The 17,587-nt window shown below is 71.4% G+C and carries 17 protein-coding genes; 9 read left to right on the forward strand and 8 right to left on the reverse strand.

The annotated features are described in order from the left end of the window. Nucleotides 1–17: 17 nt before the first annotated feature. Complete coding sequence (locus tag AA23TX_RS25310; protein ID WP_155545331.1) at nt 18–830, forward strand: class I SAM-dependent methyltransferase; 813 nt, start codon at nt 18–20, stop codon at nt 828–830. Here the strand turns inward: AA23TX_RS25310 and AA23TX_RS25315 are convergent. After that, nucleotides 767–1,405: a PadR family transcriptional regulator gene (locus tag AA23TX_RS25315; RefSeq protein ID WP_230862697.1), complete on the reverse strand. Its 639-nt coding sequence runs from the start codon at nt 1,403–1,405 to the stop codon at nt 767–769. The genes AA23TX_RS25310 and AA23TX_RS25315 overlap by 64 nt on opposite strands. A 343-nt stretch (nt 1,406–1,748) precedes the next feature. On the opposite strand from AA23TX_RS25315, the gene AA23TX_RS25320 reads away from it, so the two are divergent. Both AA23TX_RS25320 and AA23TX_RS25325 read left to right on the forward strand, forming a co-directional pair. Beyond that, complete coding sequence (locus AA23TX_RS25320) at nt 1,749–2,234, forward strand: Lrp/AsnC family transcriptional regulator (protein ID WP_155545332.1); 486 nt, start codon at nt 1,749–1,751, stop codon at nt 2,232–2,234. Between the two features lie 107 nt (nt 2,235–2,341). Further along, a complete protein-coding gene (locus AA23TX_RS25325; protein ID WP_155545333.1) occupies nt 2,342–4,645 on the forward strand; it encodes a transketolase-like TK C-terminal-containing protein in 2,304 nt (767 codons plus the stop codon). Here the strand turns inward: AA23TX_RS25325 and AA23TX_RS25330 are convergent. Next, nucleotides 4,638–5,231: a hypothetical protein gene (locus tag AA23TX_RS25330; protein ID WP_155545334.1), complete on the reverse strand. Its 594-nt coding sequence runs from the start codon at nt 5,229–5,231 to the stop codon at nt 4,638–4,640. The genes AA23TX_RS25325 and AA23TX_RS25330 overlap by 8 nt on opposite strands. Nucleotides 5,232–5,405: 174 nt before the next feature. Here AA23TX_RS25330 and rlmN point away from each other — a divergent pair, with 174 nt between their 5' ends. Continuing rightward, nucleotides 5,406–6,512, forward strand: coding sequence for a dual-specificity RNA methyltransferase RlmN (gene rlmN / locus AA23TX_RS25335; protein ID WP_155545335.1), 1,107 nt, complete (start codon nt 5,406–5,408; stop codon nt 6,510–6,512). A gap of 32 nt (nt 6,513–6,544) precedes the next feature. Then, the gene (locus AA23TX_RS25340; protein ID WP_155545336.1) at nt 6,545–6,811 is read left to right on the forward strand and encodes a hypothetical protein; all 267 of its coding nucleotides are present in this window, start codon (nt 6,545–6,547) and stop codon (nt 6,809–6,811) included. Nucleotides 6,812–6,926: 115 nt separating this feature from the next. On the opposite strand, the gene AA23TX_RS25345 is transcribed toward AA23TX_RS25340, so the two are convergent. The 6 genes from AA23TX_RS25345 to AA23TX_RS25370 form a co-directional block, all read right to left on the reverse strand. Beyond that, entirely contained in the window at nt 6,927–7,724 is a 798-nt protein-coding gene (locus AA23TX_RS25345; RefSeq protein ID WP_155545337.1) for a dimethylarginine dimethylaminohydrolase family protein, read from the reverse strand. A gap of 92 nt (nt 7,725–7,816) precedes the next feature. Then, nucleotides 7,817–7,963 (reverse strand): hypothetical protein, encoded by a 147-nt coding sequence (locus tag AA23TX_RS25350; RefSeq protein WP_155545338.1) that lies wholly within the window; start codon nt 7,961–7,963, stop codon nt 7,817–7,819. Nucleotides 7,964–8,047: 84 nt separating this feature from the next. Next, nucleotides 8,048–8,530: a hypothetical protein gene (locus tag AA23TX_RS25355; RefSeq protein WP_155545339.1), complete on the reverse strand. Its 483-nt coding sequence runs from the start codon at nt 8,528–8,530 to the stop codon at nt 8,048–8,050. Between the two features lie 297 nt (nt 8,531–8,827). Beyond that, nucleotides 8,828–10,153: a helix-turn-helix domain-containing protein gene (locus AA23TX_RS25360; RefSeq protein WP_155545340.1), complete on the reverse strand. Its 1,326-nt coding sequence runs from the start codon at nt 10,151–10,153 to the stop codon at nt 8,828–8,830. A 203-nt stretch (nt 10,154–10,356) separates the two neighbouring features. Next, nucleotides 10,357–11,571, reverse strand: coding sequence for an MFS transporter (locus AA23TX_RS25365; protein ID WP_155545341.1), 1,215 nt, complete (start codon nt 11,569–11,571; stop codon nt 10,357–10,359). A 233-nt stretch (nt 11,572–11,804) separates the two neighbouring features. Beyond that, on the reverse strand, nt 11,805–12,101 hold the full coding sequence (locus AA23TX_RS25370) for a putative quinol monooxygenase (RefSeq protein WP_196425526.1): 297 nt from the start codon (nt 12,099–12,101) through the stop codon (nt 11,805–11,807). Between the two features lie 208 nt (nt 12,102–12,309). On the opposite strand from AA23TX_RS25370, the gene AA23TX_RS25375 reads away from it, so the two are divergent. The 4 genes from AA23TX_RS25375 (at nt 12,310) to AA23TX_RS25390 (ending at nt 17,578) form a co-directional block, all read left to right on the forward strand. Further along, complete coding sequence (locus tag AA23TX_RS25375) at nt 12,310–13,695, forward strand: AlkA N-terminal domain-containing protein (RefSeq protein ID WP_155545343.1); 1,386 nt, start codon at nt 12,310–12,312, stop codon at nt 13,693–13,695. A gap of 19 nt (nt 13,696–13,714) precedes the next feature. Further along, on the forward strand, nt 13,715–14,539 hold the full coding sequence (locus AA23TX_RS25380) for an isocitrate lyase/PEP mutase family protein (protein WP_155545344.1): 825 nt from the start codon (nt 13,715–13,717) through the stop codon (nt 14,537–14,539). A gap of 162 nt (nt 14,540–14,701) precedes the next feature. Then, nucleotides 14,702–15,877, forward strand: a complete 1,176-nt coding sequence (locus AA23TX_RS25385; protein ID WP_155545345.1) for an acyl-CoA dehydrogenase family protein — start codon at nt 14,702–14,704, stop codon at nt 15,875–15,877. 36 nt (nt 15,878–15,913) lie between these two features. Beyond that, on the forward strand, nt 15,914–17,578 hold the full coding sequence (locus tag AA23TX_RS25390; RefSeq protein ID WP_155545346.1) for a peptide ABC transporter substrate-binding protein: 1,665 nt from the start codon (nt 15,914–15,916) through the stop codon (nt 17,576–17,578). Nucleotides 17,579–17,587 lie beyond the last annotated feature (9 nt).

The raw sequence follows: 17,587 nt of genomic DNA on the forward strand, positions 1-17,587 counted from the left end.
CCCCGAAAGGAGCAGCGGTGCGGTGGTCGTCCCGGCGCGCGGAGGTCGTGCCGAGTCCGAACATCTGGTACTACCAGGCCGATTACGAGCTGGAGAACCGGGCGCAGGACAGCGGCGGCGAGATCTGGCGCGTGCTGCGCGAAGAGGGCGACTGGGCCGGCCGGGACGTGCTGGACGTCGGCTGCGGGGACGGGTTCCACTTGCCACGCTTCGCCCGCGACGCGCGTTCGGTGCTCGGGGTGGAGCCGCACGAGCCGCTCGTGCGAAGCGCGCTGAAGCGCGTGGCGGGACTGTCGAACGTGGACGTCAAGATGGGCCGGGCCCAGCGGCTGCCGGTTCGCAGCGCGAGCGTCGACGTCGTCCACGCGCGCACGGCGTACTTCTTCGGGCCCGGCTGCGAGCCGGGGCTGGCGGAGGCCGAGCGGGTGCTGCGGCCGGGCGGGGTGCTGCTGATCGTCGACCTCGACGTGACCAGCGAGCCGTACGGCACCTGGATGCGGGCCGACCTACCGCGCTACGACCCGGCCGCCGTCGAACGGTTCTTCGCCCGGGCCGGCTTCGGGTGCCGCCGGGTCACCACCGAGTGGCGGTTCGAGACGGCGGCGGACCTCGAAGCGGTGCTGAAGATCGAGTTCAGCAAGCGCGTCGCCGAACAGGCGATCGCGGAGTCGGTGCAGCGTAATGGGAATCGCGCGCACGACCTGACGTTGCCGGTGGGCTACCGCGTCCACGCGCGGGCCAAGCCCACCGGCCTCGTCCTGCCAGGTCACTCGGCTGCTTCTTCCGGAGAAGCCGAGGACTCGTCCTCGTCTTCGCCGAGGATGCCGTAGAGCGAGCGCCGGGCGTCGTTGAGCACCTCGGCCGCGCGGGCCTGCTGGCTTTCGGAGCCCGCCCGCATGATCTGCACGACGGCGGCGGCCAGGTTCTTGCCCGCCTTCGCGAGCCCGACCTCGGACGCGTCGACGTCCTGCGCGATGTGCTCCCACGGCGGGGTGCTGTCCTGCTCTTCCGCGGCGGTGCGGCCGGCGTCGGTCAGCTCGAAGAGCTTCTTGCCGTGCTCGTCCTTGCTGATGACCAGGCCTTCGTCGGCCAGCAGCTGCAGCGTCGGGTAGACCGAGCCGGGGCTCGGGCGCCAGAAGCCGCCGGAGCGCTCGCCGATTTCGCGGATGATCTCGTAGCCGTGCCGGGGCTGCTCGGCGAGCAGCGCCAGGATCGCGGCGCGGACGTCACCGCGGCGGCTGCGCCGTCCGCCGTGACCCCGCCGGCCCGGCCCGTGACCGCGACCGCGGCCCCGCCCGCCGGGACCGAAGCCCGGGGGGAAGTCGCCGAAGCCGCCGAAGGGAGCGCGTCCGCGTTCCTGGGCGAAGGGGTGGTCTTGCATGAAGGGGTGTCGTTGCCTACGCATGTCGTTGTTCCTTTCTCGAACGGTTGCGACTGGTTCACGATATATCGGAAACAGTCGGATGGCAACCTTGCTTCGGTGATCCCGCTCACGGAACCCGAGGCGCGCTCGCGGCCGGCGCGCTGCTCGTCGCCTGTGGTCGGCCCGAGAGGTCGAGCGCGTCCGGCGTCGGCGACCAGGTCTTCTGCTCGAGCTACAGCGCGGGCCGTCGCTAGTGGGCTGGGCGTGGTCAAGACCCGGCGCGCCATCGCGGTCGACGACGACGCGGTTCCCCGGCCTCGGCCCGATCCGGGTGAGGCAGGTCCTCGACGACCCGACGAAGGACCTGAACTGAGAAGATCGGGCCGTGCCCGAAACCATCGACGAGATCGACGCGCGCCTGCTGGAAGCGCTGGGGGAGGACCCGCGGTCCACGGCGGTCGCACTGGCCGAGCGGCTGGGCCTGTCCCGCAACACCGTGCAGGCCCGGCTCGCGCGGCTGGAGCAGCGCGGCGTCCTCGGCTCGTTCGAACGCCGCATCGACCCGGCGCGGCTGGGCTACCCGCTGCGGGCGTTCGTCAACGCGCAGGTCGACCAGCGGCGGCTGGCGGAGATCGCCGACGCGCTCTCGACCATCCCCGAGGTCACCGAGGTGTGCGGGCTGACCGGGGCGAGCGACCTGATGGTGCAGGTGGTGGCCGTCGACGCCGACGACCTCTACCGCATCGCCGGGCGGATCCTGGCCTCGCCGGGGGTGGAGCGGACGAACATCTCGCTCGTCATGCGCGAGCTCGTTCCCTACCGCCTGACGCCCCTGCTGGAGCGCGTGCATTCTGCGCACCCGGAGGCCTGAGCCGTCCGATTCCGGTGTGCATTCTGCGCACTCGGCGGGGCATCGGTTGTGCGTTGCGTCCACCAGTGGTGTCCTGGTGTGCGCTTCCTGCACGAAAGGTGTCGACGATGACCCAGACCACCCCGGCGGCTCGGGCGACGGGCACGCTCGCCTCCATCGAGCAGCGGGTGCTGTGGCTCGCGACGGCGATCGTGCACCAGGCCAACCGCGTCCGGCCGAACCCGTCCGGGCTGAAGGTCGGCGGGCACCAGGCGTCGTGCGCGTCGCTGGTGTCGATCATGACGTCACTGTGGTTCCGGCACCTGCGTCCCGAGGACCGTGTCTCGGTGAAGCCGCACGCGTCGCCCGTGCTCCACGCCATCAACTACCTGCTCGGCGAGCTGGACGAGGCCTACCTGCCGACGCTGCGCGAGTTCGGCGGCCTGCAGAGCTACCCGAGCCGCGCCAAGGACCCCGACCCGGTCGACTACTCGACGGGCTCGGTCGGCATCGGCGCGACCGCCCCGATCTGGGGCGCGCTGGCGCGCCGCTACCTGACCGCGCGGGGCAGTGCCGCGGGAAGCGGCCGGCAGTACTCGCTGGTCGGCGACGCCGAGCTGGACGAGGGCGCGATCTGGGAGGCCATCCTCGACCCGGGCGTCGCGGAGCTGGGCGAAATCGTCTGGATCGTCGACCTCAACCGGCAGTCGCTCGACCGCGTCGTGCCGAACATCGCGGCCGGGCGGCTGCAGGGCATGTTCGACGCGGCCGGCTGGCAGGTGCTGACGCTGAAGTACGGGCGGCTGCTGGAAGAGCTGTTCACCCGGCCCGGCGGCACCGAGCTGCGCGCGCGGATCGACGCGATGCCGAACCCCGAGTACCAGCGGCTGCTGCGCTGTGACGCCGCCCAGGTGCGCGACCGGCTGCCCGCGGGGAACGCGGCTCTCTCCGAGCTGGTCGCCTCGCTCGACGACGAGACGCTGCTGGCCGCGATCCGGAACCTCGGCGGCCACGACCTCGGTTCGCTCGACGAGGTCTTCGCGTCCATTTCGGACAGTCGCCCGACGGTGATCTTCGCCTACACCGTCAAGGGGCGCGGTCTCCCCACGCAGGGGCACCCGCAGAACCACTCCTCGCTGCTGACCGTCGCGCAGATGGAAGAGCTGGCGACGTCGCTCGGGACTGACCTCGCTTCGCCGTGGGAGGGCTTCGCACCGGGCTCGCCTGAAGCTGCGTTGTGCACTGAAGTTGCTTCGCGCCTTCGCCGTCCCGCTGTTCCTTCGGCGCCTTCGCTGGAGTTGCCGGTCGACATCGGCCGGACGCCGTCCGGGACCGCGACGACGCAGGCCGCGCTGGGCCGCGTCCTGCTCGACCTGACGCGCGAAGCGCCCGAAGCGGCGAAGCGCGTCGTGACGGTCAGCCCCGACGTCAGCTCGACCACCAACCTCGGCGGCTGGGTCAACAAGGTCGGCGTCTGGTCCGCGACCGAGCGCCGCGACTGGTTCGACGACGATCCCGAGACGATCATGCACTGGCGGGAGAAGCCGACCGGCCAGCACGTCGAGCTGGGCATCGCCGAGACGAACCTGGTCGGCCTGCTGGGCGAGCTGGGCGCGACCTGGAGCCGCTGGGGCGAGCCGCTGCTGCCGATCGGCGTCATGTACGACCCGTTCGTCGAGCGCGCGCTGGAGCCGTGGTCGTTCGGCATCTACGCGGGCGGGCAGTCGATCCTGATCGGCACGCCGTCCGGCGTCACGCTCGCGCCGGAGGGCGGCGCGCACCAGTCGATCACCACGCCCTCGATCGGCATCGAACAGCCCGGCTGCGTCAGCTACGAACCGGCGTTCGCGATCGACACGGAGTGGACGCTGCTGGCGGCGCTCGGCCGGCTCGGCAAGCCGGGCGGCACGTCGTCGTACTTCCGGCTCTCGACGCGGCCGGTCGACCAGACCCTGGCCGACGTGCCCACGGACCCGGCGGCGCGCGAACGGCGCCGCCGTCAGGTCGTCGCGGGCGCGTACCTGCTGCGTCGCGCGGCTTCCCCGGCGGTCACGCTGGTGGCGATGGGCGCGCTGGTGCCGGACACCCTGGCGGCGGCCGAACGGCTGGCCCAGGTGGGCGTCGAGGCCGACGTCGTGTGCGTGACCAGCCCGGGCCTGCTGTTCGAGGCCCTGCAGGCCCGGTCGGGCCGGGGCAGCGGGGAGTCGTGGATCCTCGACCAGGCGTTCCCGGCGTCGCGGGCGAAGCCGCTGGTCACGGTGCTCGACGGCCACCCGCACACGCTGGCGTTCCTGGCGGGGGTCAACCGGGTGCCGTCGGTCGCGCTGGGCGTCACGGGCTTCGGGCAGTCCGGGTCGCTGGAGGACGTGTACCGCCACCACGGCATCGACGCGGACGCGATCATCCGGGCCGCGCTGGACGTCGTCAGCTGAACGTCGCGGCGGCGAGCATCGCGTCCATCTTCGCGTCCCAGTCGGCCGCGGACCCGTACTCGACCACGAGGATCTTGCTCGTCGGCAGCCACCACATCCGGACCTGGTTGTTCCGGGTCGCGTCCTCGCAGGTGACCTGCCACTTGCCGTACTCGGCCTTCTTCGGGCCGATCGGCTTGAACCCGGAGTCGAGCAGGTCGCTGCCGGTCGCGACGGGGGCGTCCCCGGGCGGCGAGGTGGCGGTGATGCACGTCGGGACGTCCGTGCCTGTGTACCAGCCGAAGGGCCGCTTCGCGCTGGGGAGGTTGATGGGCGCGTTGGGGTCCGAAGTGGCTTCGCGCAGGTCCAGCAGCCGCGCCCGGCAGACGGCGCTGCCTTCGGCGACACAGCCGTCGAGCAGGCCGTCCTGGCTCTTGCCGGTGTACGTCGCGCCGGCGGGCAGGGCGACGCGCATGGTCGCGACCTCGACCTGCGGCCCGGCGACCTTGGTCACGGTCGGGACGGGCTGCGCCTGGCCGGCGGTGGAGGTGCTGCAGGCGGCAGCGCCCAGCACCAACGCGACGGCCAGGATGAAACGGCTCCGCACGGGTTCACCTCTTTCGTCCGCTCTTGGACTCACGACCGCCCCGGCCGGTTTCCCGGGCGATCGACAATCTAGCCAGGCGTCCGGACGCGGTGTCGTCCAGGCGGGTGACCTGGCGTACACCCGGCGAGGGCGGCCCGGGCGGCGGCTTCGGGCACATGGGACACTGGTTCGGTTATGACTGCCCTCCCGCTCGTCTTCGACGCTCCCAAGCGTGGCCTGCCGCCGCGCCACCTCGCCGACCTCACGGTGGCCGAACGCGCCGCCGCCGTCGCCGAGCTGGGGGAGAAGCCGTTCCGCGCGAAGCAGCTGTCGAACCACTACTTCTCGCGCCTGACGGTCGACCCCGCGGAGATGACGGACATCCCGGCGGCGTCCCGCTCGCGCCTCGTCGAGTCGTTGATGCCGACGCTGCTGACCGAGGTCCGCGCGCTGGAGGCCGACAACGGCGCGACCCGCAAGACGCTGTGGCGCGCGCACGACGGCACGCTCCTGGAGAGCGTCCTGATGCGCTACCCGGACCGCGCGACGCTGTGCATCTCGAGCCAGGCCGGCTGCGGCATGGCGTGCCCGTTCTGCGCGACGGGCCAGGGCGGTCTCGACCGGAACCTGTCGACGGCGGAGATCGTGGACCAGGTCCGCTCGGCGGCGGCGGTCATGCGCGACGGCACGATGCCCGGTGGCCCGGGGCGGCTGTCCAACATCGTCTTCATGGGCATGGGTGAGCCCCTGGCCAACTACAAGCGCGTGGTGGCGGCGGTCCGGCGGATCACCGATCCGGCGCCGGGTGGGCTGGGGATCGGTCAGCGGTCGGTGACGGTGTCGACGGTGGGTCTGGCGCCGGCGATCCGGAAGCTGGCGGACGAGAAGATGCAGGTGCGGCTGGCGGTGTCGTTGCATACGCCGGATGACGAGCTGCGGGACACGTTGGTGCCGGTGAACGAGCGGTGGTCGGTGGACGAGGTTCTGTCGGCGGCGCGGTATTACGCCGACACTTCCGGACGGCGGGTGTCCATTGAGTACGCGCTCATCCGGGACATCAACGACCAGCCCTGGCGAGCTGAGCTGCTCGCGAAGCGGTTGCGGAAGCATCTGGGTCAGTTGGTGCACGTGAACGTGATTCCGTTGAACCCGACGCCGGGGTCGAAGTGGGATGCGTCGCCGAAGCCGGTGGAGCGGGAGTTCGTGCGGCTGGTGAATGCGGGCGGGGTAGCGTGCACGGTGCGTGATACGCGCGGCCAGGAGATCGCCGCTGCTTGTGGTCAGCTGGCTGCCGAAGGCTGAGTTTTCGTTTCTATGATGGAGTGTTTGTCGTGATGTATGCCCCCAGCCTGCTGGACCCGGCTGCGGAGTCGTTGAAGCTGGCGGACTTCGTCGGCGCGACGGATGTCGCCCGTGAAGCGCGGACGCTGCTCGGTGAGCGGTTCAGCTCGGTGACCTTCATGTACGTGCTGATGCGGGCGTTCGAGGTCGAGTACACGGCGGCTTGTGACGCTTCGCGGTGGCACGAGTTCCACGGCGGGCCGCGGGCGCTGTCGGATGCCGATCTGGAGAAGCTGCTCGCTCCGTGGCTTGATCGCTGATCTTCGCGCACACTCGCACGCAACGGGATTGCATAATCTCGGGGCGGCGCTGGTCAAGCCCGGTGCGGACGAACGCGATGCCTGGCGAGAGTCACCCTCGCCAGGCATCGGTGCGTCAGGCGGGGTTGTCCAGCGTCAACGCCGTGCAGCGGATTCCGCCGCCGCCCTTGCGGAGCTCCGTCGTGTCCAGCTCCGTCACCGCCAAGCCGAGCGAGCGGAGGTCCGCCGCCAGCCGCGGTGCTCCCGTGGTCATCGTCACCGTGCGGCCGTCGCTGATCAGGTTGAGCGCGAACGCCGCCGCCTCGGCCGGCGCCACCTCGATCAGCTCCACGCCCAATCCTCGCAACGTCCGCAGGCTGGGTGCGTCCAGCGCCCGCGGGTTGCAGGCCAGCAGGCCCGGAGCGATCACCGCCACCGCCAGGTCCAGGTCGTACCACTGGGAACTCGTCGTGCGCAGCGGCACGATCTCGTAGTCCAGGTGCCGCGCCAAGGCGCGGAACGCGCGGATGTCCGTGCGCTGTCCGTGTGCCGCCAGCAGCAACGGCCCGCACGCCAGGGCGTCGCCCTGTCCGCTGAACGCGTACCGCGTCGAAGCCACTTCGAACTCGTGGGACTCCAGCCACGCCCGGTGGTGCGGCGTCTCGGGAGCCCGCTCGGCGGGCAGCGTCGCCAGCACCGCGCGGTTTCCCCGGACCACGGCTGCGTTGGCGGTGTAGGTCATGTCGGGGCACGCCGGGTCCGCGTCGACGAACTCGATCTTGCGGCCCGCCGCCAGGTGCGCTTCCACGATGTTCTCGTGTTCCACGATGGCGGCTTCGACGTCGGGCTGGACGTCGACGTGCATGTACGGGTTGATCTCGTAGTCCACGCGGAAATACCGCGCGGAACACATCAGGAGTCGTTGGTGGGTCATGGTTCACTCGATTCGTCGGAGTGGGCGGGCGGTCCGGGGCGGGGGAGAACCCCGCCCGGGAGGCGCGCGGCCGACGAAGCGAGCGAGCCGGGTCAGCCCAGGCCGCGCAGGCGGAACAGCTCGATCGTCATGAGGTAGTCCGGCTGCGACCGGGCCGCGTCGATGCGCTGCGCGACCGTGGTGGCCGACGGGGCCGGACGCAGGGCCGCGCTCACCACGCGCACCAGTTTGGTGATCATTGCTTCTTCCTTTCTCCGGGGAACTCGGGGGAAACCCAGGGTGCCGGTGCGCGGGGCCACCGGTCTGGCCAGATCCGGACAGCTTCATCGGGTGGCGTTCAGGAAGCCGATGACGACCGCGCCCCACCAGCACAGCTGCGAAACCGCCGTGGTGAGCCCGCCCCGCACGAGCAGGCGCACGGGGACCGGGTCGTCGACGAGCGCCATGCGGTGGCCCAGCACCGTCGCGTGCACGCCGTTGACGGCGAGGACGCCGACGAGGCACAGCTTCACGATCGTCGCGGCGGAACCGAGGTCGGGGGAGAGCAGCGCGCCGCTCGCCACCAGGCCCGTCAGCCCGCCCCACACCAACAGGTGCAGCCGGGACGCGCTGTGGACGGCCTCGGCGAACGGCACGCGCCCGAGTGCCCACAGGGCGAAGAGGTAGTCCGCGACGAGGACCGCGCCGAAGCCCAGCACGAGGGACGCGAGGTGCGCGAACAGCGCGATGTCGTGCCACGCCGTGTTCGGCCGCAGCCGCGTCGACAGCCAGATCGCGCCGGCGAGGAGCATGATCGAAGCAGACATGGCGTAATAGGCCGCGTAGCGTCGGTGAACACCGAGCCCCGGCGGACGCGGGGTGGGCGGGATCCGTACCGGGATGCCGTTGTCGAGCATGACCTGTCCTTCCGGGAAATCCGTGGGGGAACGGGTTCCGCCGGAACGACCGGTGCGTCCGACCTGCCTGCGTCAGCGGGAAACCCGTGCTGTGCTGATTACAGGCCATCGCGGACTTGGCTGGGAGCGTTGTCCGCAAAGGACAATCAATCCCGGTCTTTCGGGGAGAAGACAGGGGCGGCGGCGCCGTTGCCGGGCCGTCCCGGGCTAGGCGGACACGGGCCCCGCGAGGGCCGAAAGGTCGTGTCCGCCGGCTTCGGCGGTGCTGAGCACGAAGTCGCGCACCGGCGGGGGCACCCCGCGACCGTCGAGGTACGGGTCGGCGTGGGTGAGCAGGCCGGCGTCGGCGATCTCCTCGACGAGCTCGTCCAGCGCCGCGGTCACCGCGTCGAACCCGCCGGGCGCGGTCCGCGCCAGCTGCTCCAGCAGTTCCCGCGCGGGCGCGCTGAGCGTGCGGTAGGCCGACTCGAAGGAGTCGCGCAGGGAAAGGTCCCCGACGGTCAGCCAGTCCGCGCTGTTGCCGTTCAGGCGCCACTCTTCGACGACCCGCCGCAGCGTCAGCCGCGGCCGCGAGGCGATCTTGCGCAGCGCCAGGTCGAGCGCGAGCGGCAGGTCGCCGCACAGCTCGGCGAGGCGGTCGCAGTCGGGCCCCGCGGAGACGGCGACGTGCGGGAGCGCCGTGGTGATCATCGCGATCGAGTCGCCGCGCGGCAACGGGGTCAGCTGCAGGCGGTGGACGTCGCGCAGGCCCAGCAACCGCTTGCGGCTGACCAGCAGCGTCGTGCTCGTGGTGGTCTCGGCGAGCAGCGGGCGCACCTGCTGCTCGTCCTGGACGTTGTCCAGCACGACCACGAGCCGGCGTTCGGCCAGCAGCGTGCGGTACAGCCCGGCCCGGTGGTCGAAGGTGCCCGCCAGCTGGTCGTCGTCGACGCCGAGCGCCCGCAGGAAACCGTCGAGGACGTCGGTGGGCGCCGGTGCGGGTGGAGCCCCGCCGCCGTGGCGCAGGCCGCCTAGGTCGGCGTAGAGCTGCCCGTCGGTTTGCTCCGCGGCGATCGAGTGCGCGTAGTACAGGGCGAGGTCGCTCTTCCCGACGCCGGCCGGGCCGCTGATCACCAGCGGGGTGTCACGGGGCGACCGCAGCCAGGCCAGCTCGGCCGTGCGGCCGGTGAACCCCCGTGGTCGTTGCGGTAGCTGCGCCGGGTGCGGTGCGCTGCCCCGTCGCTGGAACAGGGTCGGTCTTCTCTTGCGCCCCCCGAACGGAGGCTGCGTATAGCCGCTCGTCGCGACGTGCCAGTGCCGGCGCCACGCCTCGTCGTCGCCGCCGCACGCGGCGACGAACGCGAGCGTCACCTGCAGCGACGGCATCCGGTTGCCGCTCGCGGCGCTGGAGAGCACCGACGACGAGAACATCGCCGACCGGGCCATTTCCCGGTAGGTCGGGTTGCCGGCCCGGGCCCGCAGTTCCCGCAATTCCCGGGCGAACTGGGTCGCGATGCCACCGGACGTGTTGACGGGCTTTTCTGGTCTGCCCATGTGATTCCCCTTCCCCTCACTTACTCAGCGTCGCTCTTCGCGCCCGGTGTCTCTTCCGCTGTCTGGCGGTCTTGTTAGCCCGTTCGTGCATTGCTCTGACGCTTCGTGGATCATTACCGGTGCTTATTTACGTCATTCAGGTGAATTGCGGCAACACTCGACGGCCGCCCGCGTGCAGCGGACGGCCGTCGGGGTGGCGGAGCTCAGGGGGTGGCGGGGCGGGCGGTCATGCCGAGCAAGGCGCACAGCGCCGCGACCAGGCCGAGCGCGCCGCACAGCCACCAGACGCCGTTGCCGAGCGCGACCCACGCGGCGACGCCGAACAGCGGGCCGAGTGCCATGCCGAGGCCGAAAGTCGCCTGGTGGGCACTGATGTAGCGCGCTTTGACGGCGGCGGGGAACGTCGAGGGGTAGGCGAACATCGTCGGTCCGTTGACCATGATCCCGAACACGAACACCACCGTGCACGCGACGAGCGCGACCGCCGAGCCGCCGCTGAGGCCGAAACCCGCGACGCCCAGGCCCATCAGCACGGTCCCGGCGGTGGCGGCGACGTGGCCCGGCCAGCGCGTGACGAAGGAGGTGATCTTCAGCTCGCACAGGATCAGCACGGCCGACGCGGTCACGAGCACGACGCTGTAGAGGCCGGCGGAGTGGCCCTCGGAAGTGATCTTCAGCGGCAGCGAAACCGTGTACTGGACGTAGATGACCGACCCGATCAGCACCGAGGCCAGGAAGAACCAGAAGCGTCCGTCGCGCAGCAGGGTCCCGTACGCGGCCCGGGTTCCGCTCTCCGCCGGCGCCTGCGCTTCGCGGCCGACGCGGAGGTCGGGCAGCAGCCGGCCGGCCAGCACCGCGTAGAGCAGCGCGGTCGCGGCGTCGAACCACAGCAGGAGGTTCCAGTCGAGCAGGATCAGCCCCGCCGCGATCAGCGGGCTGAGCGCCGCGCCGAGGTTGAGGGCGATCCGCATCATCGAGAAGCCCATGACGCGGTCGGAATCGGGCATCAGCTCGCTGAGCAGGACGGCGGCCGCGGGCCGGTAGCTCTGGGTCGTGAGGCCCGCGAGCAGCAACGCGGCCAGCAACGGGACGAAGAGGCCGGGACGGCCGAAGAACGGGACGAGGGCGAGGATCACGGCCGAGCCGGACATCGCGGCGGTGATGGTGGCGCGCGGGCCGATGCGGTGGACCAGCTCGCCGCCGGCCAGGCCGCCGAGCACCGAACCGATGCTGTACGCGGCGATGGCGATGCCGGCCTGTCCCGCGGAGAAGCCGCGGAAGACCAGGTACAGCACCATGAACGTCTGGACGAACGCGCCGAGCTGGTTGACCAGCACACCGCCCAGCAGGTAGCGGACGGGCGTCGGTGTCCGGCGCAGGACGGCCAGTACGCCGGCGGGTTTTTCGGTGGTGGTCACGGCCGAGCCTCCAGGGGCGTGCGAAGGGGGGTGCCGCACCTCGGTCGGGTGCCGGCTTCTCCATTGCAGCGGCCTGGCCGGTTGACCGGCAGAGTTGTTTCCACCGGAAAATCAATTCCCGCGTGACGTGGACTACGCCGGTAATCGGAGCGTAACGCCGTTGTCGCGGAATTCGCCTTACCCGCGCCCGGCCGGACGCGGCGATTGCTGCATCCGGCCGGTAAGCGGGGAAATCAGAGCCCGACGACCAGTTCGTGGTCGATTTCGACGAACTCGGTGATCAGGTCGGCGAACTTGCCGGAGATCAGTTCCTTGTAGGCGGCCGAGCCGGTGTGCGCGTCGTAGGCGGCCTGGTCGGCGAAGTGCTCGACGAACAGCAGGAAGTCCGGCTTGGCGGGGTCGCGGTACACACGGAAGGACAGGGTGCCGTCCTCCTGCCCGGGGCCGAGCGGCGCGAACTCGTGCACGAGCCGCTCGGCCTCGGCCTGCTTGCCCGGCTTGAGGGGGATGGGGAACACCTTCGCCAGCATGGGAAACCTCTCGGTAGTGCGGTGCTTGTCCGGCGACCACTCTGCCGAGCGCGCGCACTCGCGTCCGGCCAGATCCGGACACGTCTCTGCTGGGGCGGGGCTTCGCCACCCGGCCCCCGCGGGAAAGTCTTCTCCCGGGGTGCGGACCTGCGCGGTCATGTCCGGATGTGGCTAGCGCCGGCCGGGGCCGATCCCCTACACCTGGGACATGACGACTTTTTCGGCCGTGGTCACGACCGGCATCTACTGTCGTCCCGGGTGCGGGGCGAAGCCGCTCGCGGAGAACGTGAAGACGTTCGAGCTGGCCGCGGAGGCCGAGGCGGCCGGGTTCCGGGCGTGCCTGCGCTGCCGTCCCTACCGCGTCGCCGGCCCGGTCGGCGCGGACGCGCCGGAGCTCGTCTGCCGCGCGGTGCAGCTGATCATCGCCGGGGCACTGGACACCGGCACCGAAGCGGAGCTGGGCCGGCGGCTGGCGGTGTCCCCGCGGCACCTGCGCCGGCTCTTCCACGACCACCTCGGCGTGACGCCGGACCAGCTCGCCCGCTCCCGTCGCGCCCACTTCGCCCGCCGCCTGCTCGACGACTCCGACCTGACCGTCGCGGACGTCGCGTTCGCCGCCGGGTTCGGCAGCCTGCGCCAGTTCAACCGGGACATGAAGCTGGTCTTCCGCGCTTCGCCGGTGGAGCTGCGCGACCGGCGGCGGCGGACCGACCGGCTCGCCGCGGACGGCGGCCTGATGATGCGGCTGCCGTTCGCGCCGCCGCTGCACTGGGAGGCGCTCAGCGCGTTCCTCGCCGAGCGCGCGGTCCCCGGCGTCGAGTCGGTGCAGGACGGCGTCTACCGGCGCACGATCAGCCTCGACGGCGAGGCCGGCGTCATCGAGGTGCGCCGCGGGGGCGAGGACCACCTGCTGCTGACCGCGCACATTCCGTTCTGGGAGGGCCTGATCCACGTCGTCGACCGCGTCGGGCGGATGGTCGGGGTCGACGCCGACACCGCGCCCGCCGAAGCCGCCTTCGCCGACGATCCGGTCCTGGGCCCGCTGCTGCGCAAGCGGCCCGGCCTGCGGGTGCCGGGCGCCTGGGGCTTCTTCGAGGTCGCGGTGGAAGCCGTGCTCAGCCAGTACGGCGTCCGGACGCGCGTGCGGCGTCAGCTGGCCGCGCTGGTCGAAGCGGCGGGCCAGCGGGTGCCGGGCCTCGAGCACGGCCTGACCCACCTGTTCCCCTCGGCCGAGACCCTGGCCCAGGCGGATCTGGAGGGGGCCCGGCTGCCCGCCGCGACCGCGCGGACGCTGCGCGCGTTCGCCTCCGCCGTGGCCGCGGACGAGACCCTGCTCGACCCCGGGGCGAGCCTGGCCGACTGCACCGCCGCGCTGACGGCGTTGCCCGGCATCGAGCAGAGCACCGCCCAGCAGATCGCGCTGCGGCTGGGGCACGCCGACGCTTTCCCGGCCGCCGAGCGCACGGTCGAGGCGATGCTGCTCGACCACGACGTCTTCGCCGCCGCCGGCCGCCTGGCCGCCGCCTGGCACCCGTGGCGCGCCTTCGCCGCCACCCACCTGATCGCCGCCGGTGTACCGACATCGGCCGCCTGAACACCCAGAAGGAGAACGGATGTCTGCCACCCGGCTCGCCGAACGGCTGCGCGCCCTGCACACCGACCACACCTTGGTGCTGCCGAACGCCTGGGACGCCGCCAGCGCGGCCCTCATCGCGCGGGCCGGCGCCCCGGCGATCGCCACCACCAGCGGCGGGGTCGCCTGGTCCGCCGGGCGCCCCGACGGGCACGGCCTCACGCGCGAAGAGATGGCCGAGCTGGTCGCGCGGATCGTCCGCGTCGTCGACGTCCCGGTGACCGCCGACATCGAGGGCGGCTACGGCCCGTCCGAAGCCGACGTCGCGGCGACCGTCCGCGCGATCGTCGAGGCAGGCGCGGTCGGGATCAACCTCGAGGACTCGACGGCCCCCGGCGGCCCGCTGTTCGACGTCCCGGCCCAGGTCGGGCGGGTCCGCGCGGCCCGTGACGCGGCGACCGCGGCCGGCCTGCCCGAGCTGTGGATCAACATCCGCACCGACGTCTACCTCTTCGGCATCGGCGAGCCCGAAGGCCGCCTGGACGACGTCCTGACGCGGGCGGGCGCGTACGCCGCGGCGGGCGCGGACAGCCTGTTCGTGCCCGGCCTGATCGACCTGGAGACGCTGCGCGTCCTGGTCAAGGAGAGCCCGCTGCCGGTCAACGTGATGGTGTGGCCGGGCGCCCCGACCGTGGCGGAGCTGGAAGCGGTCGGCGTCCGCCGCATCAGCGTCGGCACGGCGATCGCGCAAGGCGCCTACGCGGTCGCCCAGCGCGCCGCGGTGGAGCTGCTGGAGCACGGGACGTACACCGCGCTGGAGGGCGGCCTGGACTTCGGCGCCCTCAACAGCGCCGTGACCGCCTGATCTTCCCCCCGGACAGGGCCGCGACGGATCTCCGTCGCGGCCCTGTCTACTTCCGCTGTGCACCCCGTTGATTTTCCTTGGTGGACAACCGTTTCCATCAATTAAACCGCTGGCTTCAATCACTTCCACGACCGAGAAGAAGACCTCGAGGGAAGTGATGTGATGACCGTAGTCGAGCCGCTGCCGGTGCGTCCGCCGGAAACCGCGGTGGAGATCCTCGCCCGGGCCCAGGCCCTCGCCCCGGTGCTGCGCGAACGCGCCGAGGAGATCGAACGGGCCCGGCGGCTGCCCGCGGACGTCGTGGACCTGCTGCGCGGCACCGGAGTGTTCCGGATGGGGTTCTCCCGCGCTCACGGCGGACCCGAGCTGACGTCGATCGAGCAGACCGAGGTGATCGAGGCACTGGCCTACGGCGACGCCGGGGCCGCGTGGTGCGCGATGATCGGGTCGGACACCGGCCTCTACGCCTCGTTCCTGGACCACGCCGTCGCCGAAGAGATGTTCCCCAGCCTGGACATGGCGACCGCGGGGCTGCTCTTTCCCAACGGCCGGGCGGAAATCGTCCCGGGCGGCTACCGCTTGACCGGCCGCTGGCAGTTCGGCAGCGGCGTCACCCACGCCGACTGGGTCGTCTCCGGAGCGTTCCTGTACCGCGACGGCGAGCCCGTGCACGACTCGATCCTGCTCATGGTGCCGAAGGCGGACGTCGAGGTCCTCGACACCTGGCACACCACCGGCCTGGCGGGCAGCGGCAGCTGCGACTACACGATCACCGACGTGTTCGTCCCGGCCGAGCACACGTTGACGTTCGCCGAGGTCCGCGGCGGTACGGGCCCGTTGGCCCAGCCCGAGGTGCACATGCGGAACATGCCGGGCGTCGCGCTCGGCGTCGCCCGCGCCGCGCTCGACCACGCCACGGACGCCGCCGTCTCCGCGGGTCGCGAAGACGACTACCGCACGCAGACCACGATCGCCGACTGCGAAGGCGACTTCGCCGCGGCTCGCGAGGGCGTCTACGGCGCTCTGCGGCGCCAGCACGAAGTCCTGTCCGCGGGCGGCTCCCTCGACGACCTGACCCCGCGCGAGCGGGCCGCGCTCCCGCTGTCGCGGCGGCACGCGTTCCGCACCGCCCGGGCGATCGTCACCCGCCTCTACGACCTCGTGCAGACCACCGCGATCTACCGGCCCTCGCCGCTGGACCGGTGGCTGCGCGACACCACCACGATGTGCCAGCACATCGTGGCGCAGGACCGGATCCTGCAGACCGCCGGCGCCCACCTCCTCGGTGGCCGCCCCGCGTTCCCGCTGGCCCTCGGCATCACCTCCAGCCGGCGCTGACTCCACCCCAAACCCCACCGAAGAAGGAAGACACCCATGCGAAAGCTCCGGGCCGCCGTGTGCGCGGCCGCCGTGCTGGCCGTCACGCTCAGCGCGTGCAGCACCCCGAGCGGCACCCCCGCCGCTCCGACGCCGGACGGCGCCGCCGCGCCCGCCGCGGCGAACATCGACCGCGACGCGGTCATCAGCTACAGCGAGACCGAGCCGGCCAGCCCGCTGGTGCCGGGCAACACCACCGAAGTCGGCGGCATCAGCGTGCTGGGCACCCTGTTCCGCGGCCTCATCGAGTACGACGCCAAGACGGCCGCCCCGCACAACGCCGTCGCGGACTCGGTCACCACCACCGACTCCAAGGTGTGGACGATCAAGCTGAAGGACGGCTGGACGTTCCACGACGGCACGTCCGTCACCGCGAAGAGCTTCGTCGACGCGTGGAACTACACCGCGTATTCCCCGAACCTGATGGCCGGCGCCAGCTACTTCTCGCACGTCGTGGGCTTCTCCCAGGTCAACAACGCGACCGCGGACGGCAAGCAGCCGGCGGCCCTGCCGGCCGCCAAGACGCTGTCGGGCCTGAAGGTCGTCGACGACAAGACGTTCACCGTCACGCTCGACGCGCCGTTCTCGGAGTTCGGCGTCCAGCTCGGCTACGCGGCGTTCTTCCCGATGCCCGCGAGCTTCTTCGCCGACCGCAAGGCGTTCGAAGCGCACCCCGTCGGCAACGGGCCGTTCAAGTTCGACTCGTACACGCCGGGCAAGGACCTGGTCGTCAAGCGGTTCGACGGCTTCTCCGGCGCGCAGAAGCCGAACATCGGCGGCATCGACTTCCGCTTCTACACCGACCTGGACAAGGCCTACGCCGACGTCCTCGCGAACAAGCTCGACTTCCTCTCCTTCACGCCGTGGACGTCGACCCAGGGCGGCAAGATCAAGAAGGACCTGCCCGACGACCGGCGCAAGACCTACACCTACCTCGGCTACCAGGCGATCGCGTTCCCGCTGTTCGACAAGCGCTACGAGAGCCCGCAGTTCCGCCAGGCCATCTCCATGGCCATCGACCGGAAGGCGCTGATCCAGCAGGTGTTCAACGGCGGCCGCACCCCGGCCGACGGCCTGGTCGCCCCGAACGTCCAGGGCCACCTGGACAACCAGTGCGGCGAGCTGTGCACCTACCAGCCGCAGAAGGCCAAGCAGCTGTTCGACGTGTCGGGCTTCCAGGGTGACATCGAGCTGACGTCGAACATCGACTCCGGCAACCAGGAGTGGATGGAGGTCATCTGCAAGCAGATCCAGGCTTCGCTGGGCCACACCTGCAAGTTCACTCCGCAGACGACCCTGGGCGACTTCCGCAAGCAGCTGAACAACCGGACCGTCACCGGCATCTACCGCTCGGCGTGGGTCGCGGACTACCCGTCCATCGAGAACTTCCTCAACCCGCTGTTCCGCACCGGTGCGGCCTCGAACGTCGGCCAGTACTCGAACCCGAAGGTCGACGACCTGCTCAAGCAGGCCGACGCGGCGCCGTCGCAGCAGCAGGGCCAGGCGCTCTACCAGCAGGCCGAGAAGCTCGTCCTGCAGGACATGCCGACCATCCCGATCTGGTGGCAGTCCGGCACCGCCGCCTGGGCGTCGCGGCTGCACAACGTCCAGCCCACCCAGTTCCGCGAGCTCGACCTCTTCAGCGTCACCGTCAGCAAGTAGTCCCGCGCG

This window comes from Amycolatopsis camponoti, assembly GCF_902497555.1.
GTDB lineage: Bacteria > Actinomycetota > Actinomycetes > Mycobacteriales > Pseudonocardiaceae > Amycolatopsis > Amycolatopsis camponoti.